Below are 18,406 nucleotides of genomic sequence, written 5' to 3' on the forward strand. Positions count from 1 at the left end.
TTGGAATGCCGTGTACAACCTGTGAGACTGAGGGCAACCTCAACCCGTGTAGTTATTCGATATTCTCGCCCAGTCCAGCAATACTCCTACGATCCGCAATATCAGTCGATGCGCCCCGTCAATTCAATTATATGACCGCAGCAAACGGCCCAACAGTAAAGTCGGCAACCTCACGGTCGGCCTTGAGATGACGGCGAGACAAATTATTCATGCTTGGAGACACGTTAGTATAACTAAAAAATTGTTTGAAACTGCAAACGTTTTACTCGTGCGTACGACTGCGCTCGTTTCGTTATTGCCCACGCCCGCCATATTCAATCGAAACTGAAATTGACAGCTGTCAACGCGTCAGCGCAAACAACTCTTTGCCACCCATAACAGCACTTTCACCGCATTCCATCCATATGTGAGAGCCCTATTACGACATGAATAACGCACCGGAATCGTCCGGCATGGGCATTCGACCCTGATCGTAGGTCCAAGTCTTCATGCTGTGGGCTAAGTAAGAATCGGTTATCATCGCCTTCAACAACTGGCAGGAGTTTTCCTATGAGTGTCGCCTTCGCCAAAGAAGAGAGCGCAGAAGCAGCTTCGGAAACGATATTGCCAGATCGTGAAATCTCGCCTCACCCCAATCTTGTGACAGAGAAGGGCTTGCTACTGCTGCAGGAGGAGCTTCAGAAGGCGCGAGATGCGTATGAAGTCGCAAATTCGATCGAAGACATCTCAGAACGCCGCCGGCAGACCGCTCATCCATTGCGTGATCTCCGATACTATGCAGCCCACCTTCATTCAGCGCAGCTCGTACCAACACCACAATATCCATCGAATGTTGGTTTCGGCTGCGTTATATCTATCAGCAGGGATGGCGGGGCGCGCCAAACTTATCAGATAGTCGGCGAGGACGAAGCTAATCCGAAGTCTGGCACGATATCGTTCGTTTCGCCGCTGGCACGATCCGTCAGCGGTAAATCACTTGGCGATATCGTCATTTTGGGCAACAATGAAATTGAAATCCTGGCAATCTCGTGAGTTTTTCAGAAATGCCGGCTCGGCTCTAGACAGATTTATTCTTCACCAATCTGCGTCAGACCCAGTTGTCAGCGCATTTCCGGCAACATTGACAGCTGTCAACGTAAACAACACATGACGGAAGATTAAATTACCACCAGATTGCTCGTCAGTAAAATCGTTTAGTCCCGATAATTGCTTTGCTTGATGTTAACTATTCATTAACTAAAAACAAATTGCGGTGAAGACAGAATCGGGGCATCTTTGTCAGCGCATATTTGTTACGTTTTACTGAATATGCGCTGATAAGGACGAGCCATGCACCAAAACCCGACAGCATCTCCGCAACCTCATAGCAGCCTTCAGTCTTTGATTGAAGCCGACGCTGAAGAGCTGTCGAAGCGACTTCAGGCGCATCAAATGCGCATTTTTCCGCCAACAGCGCAGAAATCGATTCGCTCATTCACGCCCGCGGAAGCTGCATCTTTTATAGGCGTGGCGGAAGGCTACCTCCGGCAGATCGTATCGGAAGGCCACGGACCAGCGCCCCAGAGCAATGGTCGGCGGATGTATTCCATTCAGGACATCCACGCCATTCGGCAATTGCTGGATGACAACTCTCCCAAGACGCACGGCAAATATATCCGTCATCGTCGCAACGGCGAGAAGTTGCAGATCATTTCGGTCATGAACTTTAAGGGTGGCTCTGCAAAAACCACTACGTCGGCCCACCTCGCCCAGTATCTGGCTTTGCGCGGATATCGGGTTCTGGCCATTGATCTCGATCCGCAAGCCTCACTTTCGGCGATGTTCGGCCATCAGCCTGAGCTTGACGTGCGCGTCAATGATACGCTGTATGGCGCCATTCGCTATGATGCGGAACGACGTGAGATTACGGATATTGTCCGATCGACCTATACGCCGGGATTGCATGTCATTCCGGGCAATCTCGAGCTCATGGAATTTGAGCACGAAACGCCCAAGGTTCTGGCTGAGCAGAAGAATGAAGCCATGTTCTTCTCACGCATCGGCAGTTGCCTTGCGGTAGTCGAAGATCTTTACGATGTCGTTGTGATTGATTGCCCGCCGCAGATGGGCTTCCTGACCCTGTCCGCCTTGTGCGCGGCCACATCGGTTTTAATCACCGTCCACCCACAGATGCTTGATGTTATGTCGATGAACCAGTTTCTGCATATGACGTCCGACCTCCTCGCTGTTGTTGAGCGCGCTGGTGGGAATACGCAATATGACTGGATGCGTTATCTGATCACCCGCTATGAGCCTAACGACGCGCCACAAAATCAGATGGCAGGCTTCATGCGCTCGATATTTGGCAACCGTGTTCTTGAAACCCCGATGCTGAAATCGACCGCTATTTCCGACGCGGGCCTGACAAAACAGACCCTTTATGAAGTTGATCGTTCTGCATTCTCCCGCGGTACTTATGATCGCGCGCTGGAATCGTTGACATCTGTCAACGCTGAGATTGAAGACCTAATTCGCCAGACCTGGGGGCGTAACTAACCATGGCCCGCAAGAATATTTTCGACTTTTCTGAACAGACCGAGCCATCGCAGAAAACTGACGATCGCTCCACACATGCGTCCTTCGAGCAGGCGAGGCCGCTTGCAGGTTTGGATCGAGACCGTGCAAATCGTCCAGCGGCGCTTGGCGCAATTTCGCAGTCTCTTGAAAAGATCAACGAACGGTCCGCCCGCGCCGATGAAATCGAACGTCAGCTTTCAACTGGTCAAACCATCGTCGAACTTGATCCCGATCTGATTGACAGTTCGTTCGTCTCCGATCGTCTGGGATTTGACGATGAGGACCAAACAAAGCTCATTGAGCAGATCCGCGACAGCGGGCAGCTGGTGCCAATTCTGGTGCGCCCTCACCCACAGAATGCGGATCGGTTTCAGATCGCTTATGGCCATCGGCGCGTCGCAGCGATTAAAGCGCTCGGCATCAAGGTCAGAGCGGTTGTCAAACAACTCACCGATGAAGAACTGGTTATTCATCAGGGCCAGGAAAACAATACGCGTTCAAACCTCTCCTTCATCGAAAAGGCTTTCTTTGCCTATATTTTGGAGGGGCAGGGCTATTCGCGAGAAACGCTTTATCAGTCCACCGGCATTGATAAAGCCATCCTGTCCAAGATGATAACGATCATTAAGTCGATTCCCGAAGAGATCATCCGCAAGATTGGCCGTGCACCATCCATCGGGCGTACGCGCTGGGAGGAGTTCGTTGGCCTTTTGACAACTGTCGGCGAAGCTGTCGCAACGGACGCCATAGGTAGCGCTGGCTTTTCCACGTTGCCTTCAGACGATCGATTTCAATTCGTATTCGATGCGCTCAAATTGTCAGCGTCGAAGGATAAGCGTCAAAAGAATGCTGTTCTATCACCTGTTCTCGGTGACGGTATTCAGCCTGTCTCCATCAAACGAGCTGGCAAAAATGTACAGTTCACCTTCAATGACAAGGCGGCTCCGCAATTTGCCGACTTTATCCAGTCGCGACTTGAAGAGCTCTATGCTGAATATAAGGCCAGCGAAGCACCCAAATAGCCTGGGAAGCGTAAGCCTTCAGCACTCGATCTAACCGATACATAACCCAGGAGACTAAAACGCAAAAGAAAAAGGCCCCCAAAACGTTGCCGCATGGAAGCCTTCCTCAGATTTAAGCACTCAGAGAATCGCATTTCCATGAATCAGTGTCAAGAGTCATAACGTCATTATGGCGGCTGAATTTCTTTTGCCTGAAAAAAAGGTAAGAGGAAATGCAAATTCTGGAGTCAATAACGTCCACATTTCGTGGGCGAAGGATGGCGTTTGGCCAATTGAAGCCTTCGTCACCAACCAAATTAGATGGCAAGACGGTCAACCGTTGGGCGATCTATAAAGAGCTTTGCATTGCCAAGTCAGTGTTCGGGATCAACGATCGCTGTCTGGCGGTGATAAGCTCGTTGCTGTCGTTTCTTCCCGAGAATGAAATCACCGTCAAAAACGGACTTGTTGTTTTTCCTTCCAATCGTCAGCTCTCCTTGCGAGCGCATGGGATGCCGGAATCGACTGTTCGTCGTCATATTGCTACTCTCATCGAGAGCGGCCTGATTGCGCGACGCGATAGTCCCAATGGCAAGCGCTATGCGTATAAAAACGAGGCCGGACAGGTAGAAGAAGCTTTTGGCTTTTCACTAGCGCCGCTTCTCTATCGTGCAGAGGAAATCTCGCAAGCCGCCAAGCGAATACAGGCCGACGCAGCGCTCCTCAAACGTAAGCGTGAACAGATCACCTTGCAACGACGAGACCTCACCCAAATGATCAACGCAGCACTGGCTGATTCTCCATCCAGCTTCTGGCAGAATGTTCATTTGCGCTTTCGCGTGATCGTTGACGCCATCCCCCGCCGTGCTTCAACGACAGAACTTCAAGACATTCTAGACAAGCTGACCGCATTACGGGCAGAAATTGATAAAGCGTTGATTCAGATGAACAATATTGAGGAAATGAGCACCAATCACAACCAAAATGAGCGGCATCATATTGAATCCCTGCCTGAATCCCATTTTGAATCTCAAAATATAAAAATGAATGATTTGAAGGCGTCTTCTTCATCATTCACCGAGACCACGATTAAAACCAGCAAACCCGACCCCACGAAACAGATCTCCCTCGATACGGTGCTCAGAGCATGTCCTGACATCAAGGATTACAAACCAACCGGCATTACGTCTTGGCGTGATTTAATTGAAGCAACGAGAACTGTTTCAGCTTTCCTCGGCATCACGCGATCAGCCTATCATGAAGCCTGTCAGGTCATGGGCGTTGAAGGACTGTCAGCGACAATTGCCGGCATTCTACAGCGCATAAGAGAAATCGGATCAGCCGGCGGTTATTTGCGTTCTCTAACCCACAAAGCACGAGTAGGGGAGTTCTCCATCGCGCAAATGCTCTTGTCGTTGATGAAAGCAAACAGATCTCAACATGCTTTGAGTTGACGAATACGCTAACGAACTCCGTTCTGCACACCGCAACCGGGACATCATCGTAACCGACATGGCCATTCCCGCCTGGTGCCTGCGAATTATCCTCTGCAGGTGATGTGGAAAGGGGCGTCTCGGGTTGGCGGGAAAATCTAATCAGCTTGGAAGAGGGGGCATGTTTTGAAATCGAAACTGTGGGTACCGTGAAAGCGTTCGAACCTCAACGTTACGGTGTACTACTAAAACTAAAACCAATCCGCTCGTTTAATGTATCGAAGGTCTGTTGTAGTTTGTCGCTGTTCGATCGAGACAACAGCTCCGGAAATGCCTGACGCAAGAACAACCAGGACGTCCCAAGCGTTATGAACTGGTTGCGATAGCGTGGGCCAGAAGCAGGGCCCGTTCGCGCGCATCGCCGGTCAGTTCAACAATGGGGATCGCGCAACGAGCGCCAGCGCCTGATAACAAGCGGCAAAGGCGATCCATTCGGTCTCGGCGGGAGGCGCGCGCGCTGGCAAGATGCGATCATCGCCTGAAGTTGATAGGCGCCGGGGTGACGGCCATGGCGCGGTTCAGGCCGTCTGGGCCGCTCCGGATCTGCGACCAGTGCGGCGGCTGCGATCCTGACCAGCAGGAGGATCGGGTTTCCTGCCTTGTCGGAGCGGGGGGCAAAGCGCGATGCCTACCATTCCATAGGGACGGCAAGACCGTGGACATCGGGCTTGTTTGGCATCAATGCCGCAAGCGGGCGCCCGAGGCGCAGCGCTTCATGGCAAAGATCCGCACCAGCCAGTGTGCGCATTCGCTTGCCATATAACCCTCGTTGAAAATTAGACAAACCACTTCCAGCACGGTGGAATGCCGCTGCCGTCGTTCACGGCCCTGAGGGGTTTCGAAGACAGCTGTCGATGCGTTGAACGACGGTGGCTTCAGATACGAAAAAGGCGTGCGCCACTTCCGGTATCGATAAACCGCCCAAGAGCCGGGCGCTGCTCGGCGGGCAACGGGGCAACAGGTCATCGTCAATGACTTCATCAAGCCTGGCTTCGATATTGGGATCGGCCTGTACCAGTTCCGTGAGGTCGATTGCCGGTTCGCGATGCTCGCCGTCGATCAGCGTGGTGCGACGCTGCCGGTCTAGCGCGAGGTACTTCGCCACATGCATCAGCCAGGCGGCAGGGTTGCGCGGTACTGTTTATGGTCGCGCCGTCAACCGCCGCGTGCAAGGTTCCGCCATTGAGAGTGATTGCGTCATTACCAAACGTGTCGATGCTCTCGTCCGTGGCGCGGTTGGCCACGACTGTTCCTTGTGAGATAGTTGTGCCACCGGAATAGGTATTGGTTCGATCAAGATAAAGCGTGCCCACGCCCCATTTTATGAGGGCACCGGCTCCAGAAATAGTCGTTGCGGCGGTTGGAGCACATCTTGAACCTTTGAGATCAGGCGGCTTCTTTCAAAATAGCACGGATAGGTATTGGTGCAGTGCCCAGATATCCAGCAATCATCCGGGTGATGTGCTCGACAATATCGGCCTCGTCCGAGAGGGAGTGGCCGCAGTCATTGAGAACGATGGCATGGGTCAACGTCTCCACTGTCGTTACGCATATAAACGCAGCCGTATCGAGGTCATTGAGCTGAACGTCGTCCTTGCATTTCTCCAGATAATGCCGAACCAGATGGAGCGTGTCCTTTCGGATGGCTTCCACCTCGGCAAGTTTTCCAATACGGGGAACTTCTTCTTTCAAGATGCGGTGGAGCTCAGGATTAACCCGGTGCGCAGCAATCATCGCGCGAATGAGCTCCCGCATGCCACTATTCAGGTCGTCTGACGCGCATTCCTGCATGGCATTTTCCAGCAGAGCCAGAATTTCACGATTGTGCCTTGCGACGAGCGCAGCCACAAGCGACTCCTTATTGGGAAAATACTGGTAGAGCGATCCAATGCTCACTCCCGCTACTGCAGCGACGCGATTTGTGCTGGCCCGCGCATATCCATCGCGCACCAAAACGCGAGCAGTGGCATCCAGTATCGCCTCGACGGTCATTCTCGACCTCTCTTGCGAGGCAGCTTTTCTGGGATTTGTAGCGTTGAGCTTGGCCATATTCTCGATTTCCTAATGCGAGTAGACAATGTGAGTAAAAGCTCACATATGTTGTATAAATCGTCAACACTAAAGAATGTGAGCCTATTCAAGGCGTTCAAATGCCGAGATGGCGCTTCAATGTACGAATTCGGAAAAACAGAGTAAGAGTTATATAAATGGTAATAAAGTCTATCAAAACTGTGATACTTGTTTTAATAATGGTAGTTGGGGCTGGTTGTGTAAGCTCGGGACAAAGAAATCAAATTTCTGCGGCAGACTGTGTCGTTACAAAGTACACTCAGACATTCAATGAAAAATGCGGCACGCCTCGACTGGGTTGGAAGGGCGCGAGCGGGAGCGATTTGATCTTCAGCCAGTGACTGCCCGCCAATAGTTGAAAATCTCGTTACCCGTTGATCAGTCTCTTATCAGCTGTCAGCAGAAAAGACGAAGCGAGGCAGGAGGTGATCAACTCAATAGCCGCGACGCGCGCCCGCTGCGCCGCTTGGCGTTGTTATAATAGTCGGACGCCTGCTGTACGGAGCGATGACGCGATTGTTCCATCGCTTCCGGGAGCGGAATGCCACGATTGGCGGCTTCGGTGAGATAGCCGGAGCGTAACCCGTGCGCTGAAAACTCCCTCGGTTCAAGCCCTGCCATTTGCACCCGCTGTTTGACGATCCGGTTGACGGCGCTTGGTTCGAGCGCTCGCGTGGACACATTGCCCCAGCGATCGACTTTTCGAAACACGCTGCCCTTGTCGATCCTGGCTGCTTCCAGCCAGCGGGTGAGGGCTTCGACGGGTCGGCCGGTCAGATAGACGATTTCATCGTGATCGACACCACTGGTTTTGGTGCGACCAAGATGGATGCCGAGCGAGGGGAGGGGAAGGCCGTCTTCATCGGTGACAGGTACCTGTTTGACAAGCTGTTCTACTCGCAAGCCGGCGACTTCGCTGCGCCTGCGCCCGCCCGAAGCAAAGGCTACCATCAGGATGGCCCGATCCCGCAATGCGGTTAGATCGTCGCCGGAACAGGTTGCCAGCAGCTTGCCCAGAATATCGCCGGTAATCGCATGGGCACTCTTGCGGCTGCGCGGCCGGTTCAGGGCGCGCACCGCAAGCCGGATGGCCGATTTGACGGACGGTGATGAAAACGATCCCTCCAGACCCCGCCAGCGGGTGAGCGTCGACCAGTTGGCGAGACGACGGCGGACCGTTGCCGGCGCATGCGGTCCCGACACGCGCAGAAAGCCTTGTTGGCGCAATTCCCCTTCCACGTCGGTTGGCATGCCGTGATCAGGTTCGATCTCACGTTGCTGCGGCCGCCATAAGTGATGCGCGACGAATTTCAGCAACAGGGCTTCCGGCGCCGGGAAGGGAAGGGGATTGCCGGTGGCAGCCATTGACCAGGCTTCGAGATAGGCAAGATCCGAGGTCAGTGCGCGCAGCGTGTTTTCCCCCATGCCTTCATGGACCAGATGGCGGAGCGTCTCGACATCCTCATCCGTCAAAATGCCAGCCAGCATGTCGCGCCGGTTCATCGGCAAAACGGCGGCAATCGTGTCGAGTGCTTCAGCGCGCAATAGTGTTCTGGATTGATCACTCTCAGTGATCATGGGCGAGTGGGCCTAGAACAATGGCCTTTTCCGCTCGGGCGGCGGCAGCCAGTTTGCGATCCAGCGTAGCCAGCGGCAGGCTTTCTGTCAGGGCGAGCGCCAGATAAGCGGCATCGTAAGCACTAAGCTGGTGGCGTCGCGCGACCCGAATAACTTCTGAATCCTCACTGCGCGTTACAAGACGCAGCGGCAGGGCGCGAAAACGCGTCAGGGCTGTGTACACCATGTCCTCAGCGATACGACCGCGCTTTTCAGCGCTCAGCAGAATGCTGCGGATTTCATGCTGCAGAAGTTCCGGCGCAACCGCGTCTTCATCGGCCAACTGGTTCATCATCTCGGTGGCGAATGGATGATCTTCATCAGGCAGCAGCCAGGCACCGGCTACTGAGGCGTCGACAATAAAAGCCATCAGTAGCGGCGCCCTTCTTCAATCCATGAGCGGATTTCATCCTGAGTGACAGGTTGCGCCTGGGCCCGGAAAGCCCGTACGGCTTCAATTGCGGCCAGGCGCTGACGCCGTTCATCTAGCGCAACGAGGCGCGCAATGGGTGTGTTGCCACGCGAAATGATCACCTCTTCGCCCGCTTCAACCCGCGCCAGCAAGTCTGAAAGATGCGTTTTGGCTTCGGCAACTTTCACGGTTACAGTCATGGCCAGATCCTCCGGCTGTTAATCAGGTGGCAGCAAATATCGTTTCTTCAGGGCTGTTGTAGCGCTTTTCCGCAGGTTGGTCAATGCATTGGTCAAATAACCTTCGATAAGCGATACTTATCAGATGTTAAAAACCCGTATGGTTAACGTCATGGTAACGAAAGCAAAAGGATAATTCAGTTTCATATAGCAATAATAGTCATACGTTTCCAATAGTTTGCCTTGATTAATGTGCTCGCCAGTTCAACTCATATCGAGTGAATCGAAGCTGACCACTGCGCGTCAATGCGCCCTTGTCGACCAGATCCTGCAAATCGCGGGTGGCGGTTGCGCGTGAGGTCTTTGTTATGGCCAGATAGTTGTCGGCACTGAGGCCACCGATAAAACCCTCCGGTCCTGCCTCGAACAGACGCGCAATGACTTTCTCCTGACGGGGATTGAACGTTCCCCTGAACCGGTCGTAGAAATGCGCCTTGGCGATGTAGAAGGCGACGCGATCCAGCGTCGTTTGTTGAGCCGTCAGCACAGTTTGGGAAAACCACACCAACCATTTAGTGACGTCGAGGGTTCGCTGATGGATTTCCAGCTGATCGTAATAGGCCTTCCGTTGCTGTTCGATGGTAAAACTGAGCATAATCAGGCTCGGCTGCCCAAGCGATTGGGCGAGCGCTTTCTCGGCCAGTGCGCGACCAAGCCGCCCATTGCCGTCCTCGAACGGATGGATGCTTTCGAACCACAAATGGCTAAGGCCGGCGCGAGTAAGCGCGGGGAGTGGTGTACTGCCATTAAGAGCGCTTGCGTTGAACCACGATATGAACTGGTGCATTTCGTCTGGTACCTGCGCTGATGGCGGCGCCTCGAAATGAATCGTCGGACGGTCCAACTGGCCAGAGACGATCTGCATAGCGTCGGAATGGCTGCGATAAGCACCAATACTCTCCAAATGTCGGCTGCCTGCCATCAACATGGTATGCCACCGAAACAAAGTGGCGTCATCAAGCGGCAGGGCATAGGTGCCATAAACGTCGACCGTCATTTCTGCGATCCCGTGTTCACGTGGTTGCACCGAACGCCGGTCCGTGTCCAGGCCGAGTTGCCGCCGCAGTGATGACTGAACGCTCAAGCGGTCCAATGTTTCGCCTTCGATCGCGCTCGTCTTGATCGCTTCGTCACTTAAGAGTTCGATGCGCAACCGGTCGCGGTCGTCGGGTTCGATGTGACGCACAGCGCCAATGACTTCGCCGGAGGAGAGCAGAAATCGCTGTTCCAGTGCCGCGAGCGCGGACGCGTCATAGCGAAAATGCGGCCAATCAGGCTGTGTCCAGTTCCAGGGCATGAGCGATAACATCCGTTTCTATCGCTCTCAATATCATATGTTTATGAGCAATAGAAGTCATCCCTGTTACTCACTGCCCTGATTGCGGAGAAGATGTTGCGTCCGCTTTGCGCTTTAATCCGGCCTTTGGGACAAGTTTGGCGGACGCCTGTGAACAGTCGGTCCGCTTATGACTTTCGCTAAGCGCCATTTGCCGCTTCGATAGAAGCGCGCCAATTGCTGACGACGACCTACCAAAGGATGCCGACTGGTGGCAGGCCGACGCGGCCGTGTACACACTCGGGACGACGATCGCGAAGGCAGGTTCACGTGAAGCGTTTCGCGAAGTCGATCACGACTACCCCCTTGCCGTCGCCCGGCTTGCCAGGCGCATGGTACGCCGCGCTTGGCTGTCGTCTCCGCCATGGGCGCCAACCGCAATTCGCCCTTCTTCTATTCGCGGGTGAAGGGCGAACTGGAAGCGGATCTGGCTATGCTGGACTTTCCGTCACTGACCCTCGTGCGACCGGGGCTGATTGGCGGCGACCGGGCCGAACGGCGTGCCGGCGAGCATGTGGCTACGCTTGCTAAAACTTTTCGGCCCCGTCCTCCCCAAGGCTTGGCAGATCAATCCCGCTACAAGGATCGCGGAGGCTCTGCTCGAAGCCGCGCTTGGTCATCGCACAGGAACGAGGATCATCGGTTCGGCGGAGATGTCCTGATCCTCAGGAACGGTTCAGGTTCTTCGAACATGTAAACGTGCGGCACGGCCAGTTGCATGAAATGGACACTTTGAAGGGCTGATACGGCTCGGTTTTCCTGAGTCACGGCATCAGCGAAGCAGCGCATCAGACGGATGAGTTCAGCTATGTGATCCAGAGGTACGTATCCGCCGTTGGATTGTTCTGTTGGACGCACTGTTCTTCGGCCAACGGCTCAACTGGAATAAAGTGGTTGGGACTGGAACTCGCTGACCGTTCGGAACTCTCAGGCAGCCCTTGAGGCGGGGCGATGCCTGACGGTAAACGTCCGCGAACCAGTAATAACTCAAGGGGAAGTAACGTCGCGATCGCCTGGCTCGACTAGAAGACGACACCCGTTTCATGGCTGATCAGTAGATCGGCAAGTTTCTGCGCTGCAGGTCCCAATGCCTCGTCCCGGCGGCGGGCAAGATAGGCACCAGACGTGATCTCGCCATTGCGACCGATGGCGTTGACATTGAGTCGCACGAGCGTTCCCTGTTCCAGGTCCCTCTCAACGAGCCAATGGGGGAGCCGCCCCCAGCCCGCGCCCTCCAGGATGAGGTGATGTTTGGTATCCTGCGTGTTGACGCGGCAGGTCTGTGACGAAACCACCCCGAAATCCCGGCCTGCTGATATGTCGGACGGGTCGGTCAGAACGATCTGGAGATGATCGGCAACATCCATCAGCTCCAGTGGTCGGCCCGCATGGCGGTGGGCCAGCGGATGGCTTGAAGCGACGACCGCGACCTGGCTGATGGATATCAGCGGCTCGAATTTGATACGGGGGTCGCGGAAATCTTCACCCACCATTACCGCAAGCGCACAACGGCTCTTCCTGAGCGCATCGAGCGGACCGCCCATAGCCTCCGACCATACACGGACGGCAACGGCAGGGTAATCGTGTCGCATTCGTGAGATCGCGCGTGCGACCTCGTGCATGGGAAAGAGCGTATCGACAGAAATCGCGAGTTCCGTCTCGACGCCATGCGCAAAACCGCGCGCCTGGGCGCGCAATACGTCCACGCGCAGAATGATGTCGCGTGCGTTGCCGAGCAATACCTGCCCCTGCGGTGTCAAGGCCGGCTTGTAGCCGGAACGGTCGAACAGTTCCACGCCAAGCGCGGCCTCAAGGTTGGCGATGGTGGCGCTGACGCCCGACTGGACGCGCGAAAGCTTCTGGGCTGCAGCGCGGAAGCTGCCGCTGTCGGCAATGGTTACGAAAGTCCGGATCTGATCAAGCGTAAGGGCATCCAGCATGATCTTTCCTCATGATCAACTATATCATTTTTATATCACTTATTTCGCTCATCCATTTGATGCAACCTTCCGCTCATGAAATCAACGCGCGAGGTCGACGAGATGACGAAGGTGCTGGTGCTTTACTATTCCTCTTATGGTCACGTCGAGACGATGGCTTCGGCCGTGGCTGATGGCGCGCGTGAGGCGGGTGTGACGGTGGCGATCAGGCGGGTGCCTGAGCTTGTTCCCGAAGCGGTTGCTGCGAAGTCCGGATACAAGGTCGACCAGTCCGCGCCCGTCGCAACGGTGGCCGAGCTTGCGGATTACGATGCCATCATCATCGGAACGCCGACCCGTTTCGGCAATATGGCATCGCAGATGAAGAACTTTCTCGACCAGACCGGTGGCCTCTGGTTCGAGGACAAGCTGGTCGGAAAAGTCGGCAGCGTCTTCACCTCAACCGGCAGCCAGCATGGCGGGCAGGAAACAACGATCTTGTCCACCCAGACCGTTCTGTTCCACCTCGGCATGATCATTGTCGGCCTGCCTTACAGCTTCAAGGGCCAGATGCGGATGGACGAAATCACCGGCTGCTCGCCCTATGGTGCATCGACGCTGGCCGATGATGGATTGGGAGGGCATCGCGAGGTCAGTGAAAACGAGCTGGAGGGCGCGCGCTTCCAGGGACGGCATGTCGCCGGGATCGCGGCCACCCTCGTGGCCGGGCGCGCGGCAAGGGGCTCGTGATGGACACGCCATCAACAACGAAAGCAGTGTCCACGCACTGGACCGCCGTGTTCGTCATCGTTGGCAGCGGAATTGCAGCCGCCTTGCAGGTTGGCAAGGCGGCGATTGCAGCGCCCCTGTTGCAGAATGATTTCGGAATCGGGCTGACGGCGATCGGCTGGCTGACTGGAATATTTGCGCTCATCGGCCTTGTCGGCGGCATTCCGACCGGGGCGTTTGTTGCGCGTTTCGGTGCGAGACGCATCCTCATCATCGGGCTCCTGGCCACGACAGTCGGCGCGGCGCTTGGCGCGGCGATACCGGGACTGCCCAGCCTGTTTTGTGGCCGCATTATCGAAGGGGCGGGTTTCCTGTTGGTGACGGTCGCGGCGCCCTCATTGCTCCAGGAGGTTACGCGACCAGCTGATAGTGATCTGGCCTTCGCCCTCTGGAGCTGCTTCATGCCAGTCGGCATGGCGGTGGCGATGCTGGTGGGGCCGTTCTTCGAGGGCTGGCAGAGGATGTGGTGGGCAAGCGGGGCGCTGGCGCTGGCCATCTGCATCGCTGTTCCACTTGTCATTTCCGCTGGCGGGCAAGGCCAGATCATGTCCTGGAACGGCTTGCGCCGCGACAGCATGACCGTGGCACGCGACCGTAGCGCTGTGGGGCTGGCGATCACCATTGCGCTCTACAGCATGATGTTCTTCGCGGTCTTCAGCTTCCTGCCGGTGCTGCTGATGGAGCGGTTACAGGTGACGCACCAGACGGCCGGACTGCTCAGTGCACTGGCCTCGGCCGTGAACGTCATCGGCAATCTGACGGCGGGCCTGCTCCTCTCCAGGGGCTTTAGCCGCCCGGCGCTCCTGATCGCGGCATGCCTCGTCATGGGACTGGCCAGCTTCGGGATCTTTCTCCCTGTTCTGCCGGACGGTGCGGCCTTCGGCCTGTGCCTGTTGTTCTCGACTGTCGGCGGTGTGATCCCGGCGATCCTGCTGTCCTCCGCGCCACTCGTGGCGCCAGCGGCAACGTTGGTTCCGGTCGTTCTGGGTCTGATCATTCAAGGCAGCAATCTCGGACAGATTCTTGGTCCGACAGCCATCGGCGGCGCACTGGATCGGTTCGGCTGGGATTCAGCCGCCTACATCGTGGCGGGCACGGCAGTGATTGCCGTGCTAGTGGTGGCCTCGACGCTCAGGCGGGTCGGGGCACAGCGGGTAAGCTTCGGGATGGGAGAGCACTGATGAGAATCGAATTCAACCACACGATCCTGGCGACGCAAGACGCACACGGCTCTGCCCTGTTTCAGGCTGAAATGCTCGGACTGCAGCCGCCGCGCAGATGGGGCCCATTCTGGATGGTCAAGCATCGGCAATCTGCCACATGGGCGCATACGCCTTGGGGGCCGCTGCATACGCCGTGAAAGCGGCCAGCCTAGCCGCCTCAGATCAGGCCGAAGCCGCCGACAAAGAGATTGCTTGGCAACTCGGACAGGTTACGGCGGAAGTGCAGGATGCACTTTTGCAGCTTCCGCCTGTTGGCGAGAACAAGTCTGGCCCGCTCGGCCCGGGTCTCCTAACTTCAGGTCAACTCGGTGAGATTATCTGCCAACTTCAAACCGGGCTTGCCAAAATCGGTGCAAACTGACCACACCGCGAACGGCAAGTATGAGGTATCGACCATTGGCGACGGGATGACCGAAATGGAGGTCGGAAGCTGTTGGACCGTTAAGCGCTTCATTCCGGACATTAGCTTAGCATTCTCAAGCTTTCCAAAGCGGTCGTTCCGCTTTTTCTTGCTGCTAACGACAATTATGGGGTGGAGAGGGGCCTAAGCACTTCAAGCTGACAACCCGCACGAATCCGGCAGCCTTGAGATCGAGGTCGTCAACGATGTCCTCGATGAAGCGGACCAAGTTGTCAGGTCCCACATAATCATCGACTGCTTCCGGCAGAAGCAGTAATTGCGAGCGATCTGTTGCAGAAAGATGTGACATAGTAAAGTATAACCATCAGCCGCTATCTTAAGGAATCCACATTGAGTTTTCAGACCGGGGAACCGCATGGGACATTTTAAGCTTGTTTATCAGAGCTATCCGCTCGACCTTCCAGTCGAAGAGCCACGCATTACCTTGCGGGCCTCAAGTGGATCTTGGCCTGGTCAGCAGCTGGATGACTACGTCGTATTGGATTTAGAAATGAAATCTCCGAAATTCTTCTTCGATCCCAACAATGACCCCGAGGATGACGTCTCCCAGTGGTTGAACCCGGGTCTGGATACACAGTGGCTCAAAATACCTTTGAAGCGTTTCGAGAACCGTGACTATCGCAGCCTCCAGGAAATCCGGGCCGACTTCCAGGGAGAAGGAACTCGAAACGCTTTGACGAGTGAAGATTGGTGGGAAGCCCCAGGTCTTATCACCACCTACAGCGATGAGTTTTTCGCTCGTGCGGAAATTTCCATCCGTCACGACGGTGGTGGCATGTTTTCGGTTCAGCTTTCAGGCACCACCCAGTTCGCTACTGCCTTTGACATAGCCTTTAGTGCTCCCCTGGTCGTCAAGCTGATCGGATATCGCAACTCGTCGACCAAAGATGATCTTTTAAGTTGGTTCAACCGCTTTCTCAGAAAAGACGACTTCATTTTCACGCCGCTGCAGCGAGGTGAAGACCTCTATCTCAATGGTGCGGTCAAGTAACAGCTGCGCTAATCGCGCTGAATGCTTCGAGAATGATTGAAGCAGATCCATAGATCACGTGAAGATCGAAATGGGATTGTCAGGCGCCCGGAGTTTTGAGAGGGTCTGCGGGAGTATTGCGATAAACGCTGTCAAAGATGTATGGTGCAATATAGTGGATACGCTGTTTGATGATGCGCTCGATGAAATGCGCCTTCTGCGCCCTGCATTCCTTCTGGCACGCGGGCTCGAATCTCGGGTATTCCCTGATGTTCTCGATAGGGCCGCGTTCCTTGCCCTGGCAAGGATTGCTGGAAACCTTGGAGGATCCGTCTTTATTTATCATGCCGAGTTCGGCAAGCAGCCGGAGAAAACCACCAGCAGCGATCCGGTTTGCGCATGGGACAATCTTTTTCAAGTTTTCCATGAGGACGTCATTCTGGAGTTCTCACCAAGCCCGCTTTTTGTTTGGCTGCCCGCTGGCGAGCGTTTCCACGTTGTGTTCGGGAGCAAGGAGATGATCGCCCATTTCGACAATATGCGGGATCAGGCCGACTCGTTTTCCGCATTCGTTGACGCGTCGCGCTTGACCGAGAAAGGCAAGCAGTTTCTGCTCGAAGCCTATGAGCGATACACGATCTGATGTTGCCCGTTCCAGCGTGCATTGGGTCATTCACGTCGATAACCGCCTGCGTTCGAGCAGCGCCGGTGCCGCCAGATCAACGGAGCGGAAGATGACAGCAGCGTACCAATTGCGGACAACTTTTCCGGCGGCTATACTGTCGATAGGTTTGGCCATCAATGTTGCGTCGGCAGAATCTGACAACGATCAGGCCCGCGACTGGATCATCAACGGGACTGAGTTGGTCAAAGCGCTCGAAGGAAAGTTCGATGATGGCGCTCTGCAGAGTGAGGCTGGTCGTATAACGTCGGGCGCTCGTGGTAGTGCTTATATAGCTGGGGTGGCTGATGCTACCAGCGGGACGGACTGGTGTGGGGCCGGATCGGTTCTCCCCCATGAGCTGACAGATCGTGTATACACGCATCTTCGAAGCGTCACGCCGGAGCGTCTTAAAAGGAGAGCATCTACATTGGTGATTGAGGCGCTGGCTGCTATTTATCCCTGCCCTGCGAATTAAAGAGGCGTTTTCGAGTTATGCTATTATTGGAATTCTTGATTTTTTCAGCCGCGTTTGTGGCGGTCATTCTTCTGGCGGCTCACCAAATTGTCGCGCAGATCAAGGAGTACCGATTTTATAAGAGTAACGGCGGTGATTTTTCCGTCGATAGCGGCGCGGACAATCTGAAGCTTGATGAGCGCGTTTACATCAATGCTCTCGGCCTCACGAATTGGCAGCGTTTCTATCTATTTCGTCCGTTTTACATCGTGCTGCTTATAGTGTTCGCCGGCATGATGATCTTCTCATTATTCTGACGGACATGACTATGCAGATTTTCGGAATCAGATTCTACCTTGCCGAAATCATCTCGAGTTTTGGGGCCGTCTGCCTGAAACAAGTGGCAGAAATGATTCAAGATGACAGAGACCTACTTGGTCCGCTTTGGTTGTCTTCGCCCCCTGTTTTCGAACGACCGCAGTGGGTCGGAAGCTGTCGGAGGGCTTTGCGCCTTCATTTCTGCCGTCACGTGAAGTTCGAGCGTATCCTCCAAGCAGACGTAGATTAGGCACTCGAAATTCGCCTCTCCTGCTCTTATTCGACCTGAGTGTCGATCCAATCGCGCGTCTGCTCAAGAACCTCATCAGACAATTCGGGGTCATCGACCGCTCTCGCGAGGATGACGGCTCCGATCATTGCCGCCCAGCTTCCGATCGCTGCCCGGCGCTTGTCGACCGCGCCGTCGTCCGGAAGTGCTTGCTCGATACGAGCAATCTGTGTCCGCAGACCTTCGGTCATGGCGCCTTTCGCTGCGGGCGTCTGGTGACGAATGGCAGCGGCCAAGCCCGCCGTCGGGCATCCATTGCCGGGATTATCCCGATGGCGAGGCGCTAGATAAGACCGGACGAAATCGCTGAACTCGCCATTGCCGACGCTGTCTGCTGCAAGCGCGTGCGCCAGACTCTGCGCAACCAGGTCGTCCTTCGATGTGAAGTGTCCATAGAAGCCGCCATGGGTCAGGCCCGCTGTCTTCATGACCTCTGCAACGCTCACCGCATCGAACCCCTTGTCCTTAAACAACCGGCTGGCGACGTCCAGGATCCGGCGACGGTTCTCTGCCATCTGTTCTCGGCTGACCTTCATTTTCAAAATTCTCCGCAACACCCGTTGACATTTACATGATGACCATCATATTTAGATATATTCATGATGACTGTCATGAATATAGGATCAATGACAGAA

At 55.1% G+C, this 18,406-nt stretch carries 21 protein-coding genes and 1 pseudogene; 13 read left to right on the forward strand and 9 right to left on the reverse strand.

The features are described 5' to 3' along the window. Positions 1–549 precede the first annotated feature (549 nt). The 4 genes from greA (at position 550) to repC (ending at position 5,011) form a co-directional block, all read left to right on the forward strand. Positions 550–1,032, forward strand: coding sequence for a transcription elongation factor GreA (greA, locus tag QLQ11_RS20510; protein WP_283735591.1), 483 nt, complete (start codon positions 550–552; stop codon positions 1,030–1,032). A 297-nt stretch (positions 1,033–1,329) separates the two neighbouring features. After that, on the forward strand, positions 1,330–2,535 hold the full coding sequence (gene repA, locus QLQ11_RS20515; RefSeq protein ID WP_109365580.1) for a plasmid partitioning protein RepA: 1,206 nt from the start codon (positions 1,330–1,332) through the stop codon (positions 2,533–2,535). A gap of 2 nt (positions 2,536–2,537) precedes the next feature. Then, positions 2,538–3,578 (forward strand): plasmid partitioning protein RepB, encoded by a 1,041-nt coding sequence (gene repB / locus QLQ11_RS20520; protein ID WP_109365579.1) that lies wholly within the window; start codon positions 2,538–2,540, stop codon positions 3,576–3,578. Between the two features lie 212 nt (positions 3,579–3,790). Continuing rightward, positions 3,791–5,011: a plasmid replication protein RepC gene (gene repC, locus QLQ11_RS20525; RefSeq protein WP_283735590.1), complete on the forward strand. Its 1,221-nt coding sequence runs from the start codon at positions 3,791–3,793 to the stop codon at positions 5,009–5,011. A gap of 859 nt (positions 5,012–5,870) precedes the next feature. Here repC and QLQ11_RS20530 read toward each other — a convergent pair. From QLQ11_RS20530 to QLQ11_RS20560, 7 genes and pseudogenes are all read right to left on the reverse strand, one after another. Beyond that, positions 5,871–6,155, reverse strand: coding sequence for a hypothetical protein (locus QLQ11_RS20530; RefSeq protein WP_124915755.1), 285 nt, complete (start codon positions 6,153–6,155; stop codon positions 5,871–5,873). 142 nt (positions 6,156–6,297) lie between these two features. Then, positions 6,298–6,396, reverse strand: a pseudogene (locus QLQ11_RS20535) (autotransporter-associated beta strand repeat-containing protein); the annotation flags it as partial. Positions 6,397–6,436: 40 nt separating this feature from the next. Next, positions 6,437–7,099 carry a TetR/AcrR family transcriptional regulator gene (locus QLQ11_RS20540; protein WP_235942866.1) on the reverse strand — a complete coding sequence of 221 codons (663 nt, stop codon included), beginning with the start codon at positions 7,097–7,099 and terminating at the stop codon, positions 6,437–6,439. Positions 7,100–7,549: 450 nt separating this feature from the next. Beyond that, the gene (locus QLQ11_RS20545) at positions 7,550–8,698 is read right to left on the reverse strand and encodes a site-specific integrase (protein WP_124915754.1); all 1,149 of its coding nucleotides are present in this window, start codon (positions 8,696–8,698) and stop codon (positions 7,550–7,552) included. Then, positions 8,688–9,107: a type II toxin-antitoxin system VapC family toxin gene (locus QLQ11_RS20550; RefSeq protein WP_124915753.1), complete on the reverse strand. Its 420-nt coding sequence runs from the start codon at positions 9,105–9,107 to the stop codon at positions 8,688–8,690. Before QLQ11_RS20550 ends, QLQ11_RS20545 begins: the two co-directional genes overlap by 11 nt. Beyond that, positions 9,107–9,349 carry a type II toxin-antitoxin system Phd/YefM family antitoxin gene (locus tag QLQ11_RS20555; RefSeq protein WP_112807412.1) on the reverse strand — a complete coding sequence of 81 codons (243 nt, stop codon included), beginning with the start codon at positions 9,347–9,349 and terminating at the stop codon, positions 9,107–9,109. Before QLQ11_RS20555 ends, QLQ11_RS20550 begins: the two co-directional genes overlap by 1 nt. 226 nt (positions 9,350–9,575) lie before the next feature. After that, positions 9,576–10,685: a Fic family protein gene (locus QLQ11_RS20560; RefSeq protein ID WP_124915752.1), complete on the reverse strand. Its 1,110-nt coding sequence runs from the start codon at positions 10,683–10,685 to the stop codon at positions 9,576–9,578. A 385-nt stretch (positions 10,686–11,070) separates the two neighbouring features. Here QLQ11_RS20560 and QLQ11_RS20565 point away from each other — a divergent pair, with 385 nt between their 5' ends. After that, entirely contained in the window at positions 11,071–11,421 is a 351-nt protein-coding gene (locus tag QLQ11_RS20565; RefSeq protein ID WP_124915751.1) for a hypothetical protein, read from the forward strand. A gap of 325 nt (positions 11,422–11,746) precedes the next feature. Here QLQ11_RS20565 and QLQ11_RS20570 read toward each other — a convergent pair whose 3' ends face one another. Next, positions 11,747–12,664, reverse strand: coding sequence for a LysR family transcriptional regulator (locus QLQ11_RS20570; protein WP_124915750.1), 918 nt, complete (start codon positions 12,662–12,664; stop codon positions 11,747–11,749). 102 nt (positions 12,665–12,766) lie between these two features. Between QLQ11_RS20570 and wrbA the strand changes: the two genes are divergently transcribed. The 8 genes from wrbA (at position 12,767) to QLQ11_RS20610 (ending at position 17,481) form a co-directional block, all read left to right on the forward strand. Continuing rightward, entirely contained in the window at positions 12,767–13,393 is a 627-nt protein-coding gene (gene wrbA, locus QLQ11_RS20575; protein ID WP_283735763.1) for an NAD(P)H:quinone oxidoreductase, read from the forward strand. Beyond that, positions 13,393–14,613, forward strand: coding sequence for a CynX/NimT family MFS transporter (locus QLQ11_RS20580; protein WP_171319402.1), 1,221 nt, complete (start codon positions 13,393–13,395; stop codon positions 14,611–14,613). Before wrbA ends, QLQ11_RS20580 begins: the two co-directional genes overlap by 1 nt. Further along, entirely contained in the window at positions 14,613–14,792 is a 180-nt protein-coding gene (locus tag QLQ11_RS20585) for a hypothetical protein (RefSeq protein ID WP_100556840.1), read from the forward strand. Before QLQ11_RS20580 ends, QLQ11_RS20585 begins: the two co-directional genes overlap by 1 nt. After that, on the forward strand, positions 14,789–15,016 hold the full coding sequence (locus tag QLQ11_RS20590; protein ID WP_283735589.1) for a hypothetical protein: 228 nt from the start codon (positions 14,789–14,791) through the stop codon (positions 15,014–15,016). Before QLQ11_RS20585 ends, QLQ11_RS20590 begins: the two co-directional genes overlap by 4 nt. Positions 15,017–15,431: 415 nt before the next feature. Next, positions 15,432–16,067: a hypothetical protein gene (locus QLQ11_RS20595; RefSeq protein WP_171319401.1), complete on the forward strand. Its 636-nt coding sequence runs from the start codon at positions 15,432–15,434 to the stop codon at positions 16,065–16,067. Positions 16,068–16,221: 154 nt separating this feature from the next. Further along, a complete protein-coding gene (locus QLQ11_RS20600; RefSeq protein ID WP_124915748.1) occupies positions 16,222–16,689 on the forward strand; it encodes a hypothetical protein in 468 nt (155 codons plus the stop codon). Between the two features lie 91 nt (positions 16,690–16,780). Continuing rightward, complete coding sequence (locus QLQ11_RS20605; RefSeq protein ID WP_167836131.1) at positions 16,781–17,185, forward strand: Rap1a/Tai family immunity protein; 405 nt, start codon at positions 16,781–16,783, stop codon at positions 17,183–17,185. A 35-nt stretch (positions 17,186–17,220) separates the two neighbouring features. Continuing rightward, positions 17,221–17,481, forward strand: coding sequence for a hypothetical protein (locus QLQ11_RS20610; RefSeq protein ID WP_235859024.1), 261 nt, complete (start codon positions 17,221–17,223; stop codon positions 17,479–17,481). 277 nt (positions 17,482–17,758) lie between these two features. On the opposite strand, the gene QLQ11_RS20615 is transcribed toward QLQ11_RS20610, so the two are convergent. Next, the gene (locus QLQ11_RS20615) at positions 17,759–18,307 is read right to left on the reverse strand and encodes a TetR/AcrR family transcriptional regulator (RefSeq protein ID WP_124915747.1); all 549 of its coding nucleotides are present in this window, start codon (positions 18,305–18,307) and stop codon (positions 17,759–17,761) included. Positions 18,308–18,406: the final 99 nt, after the last annotated feature.

The organism is Ochrobactrum sp. SSR, from assembly GCF_030067775.1.
GTDB classification, from domain to species: domain Bacteria; phylum Pseudomonadota; class Alphaproteobacteria; order Rhizobiales; family Rhizobiaceae; genus Brucella; species Brucella teleogrylli.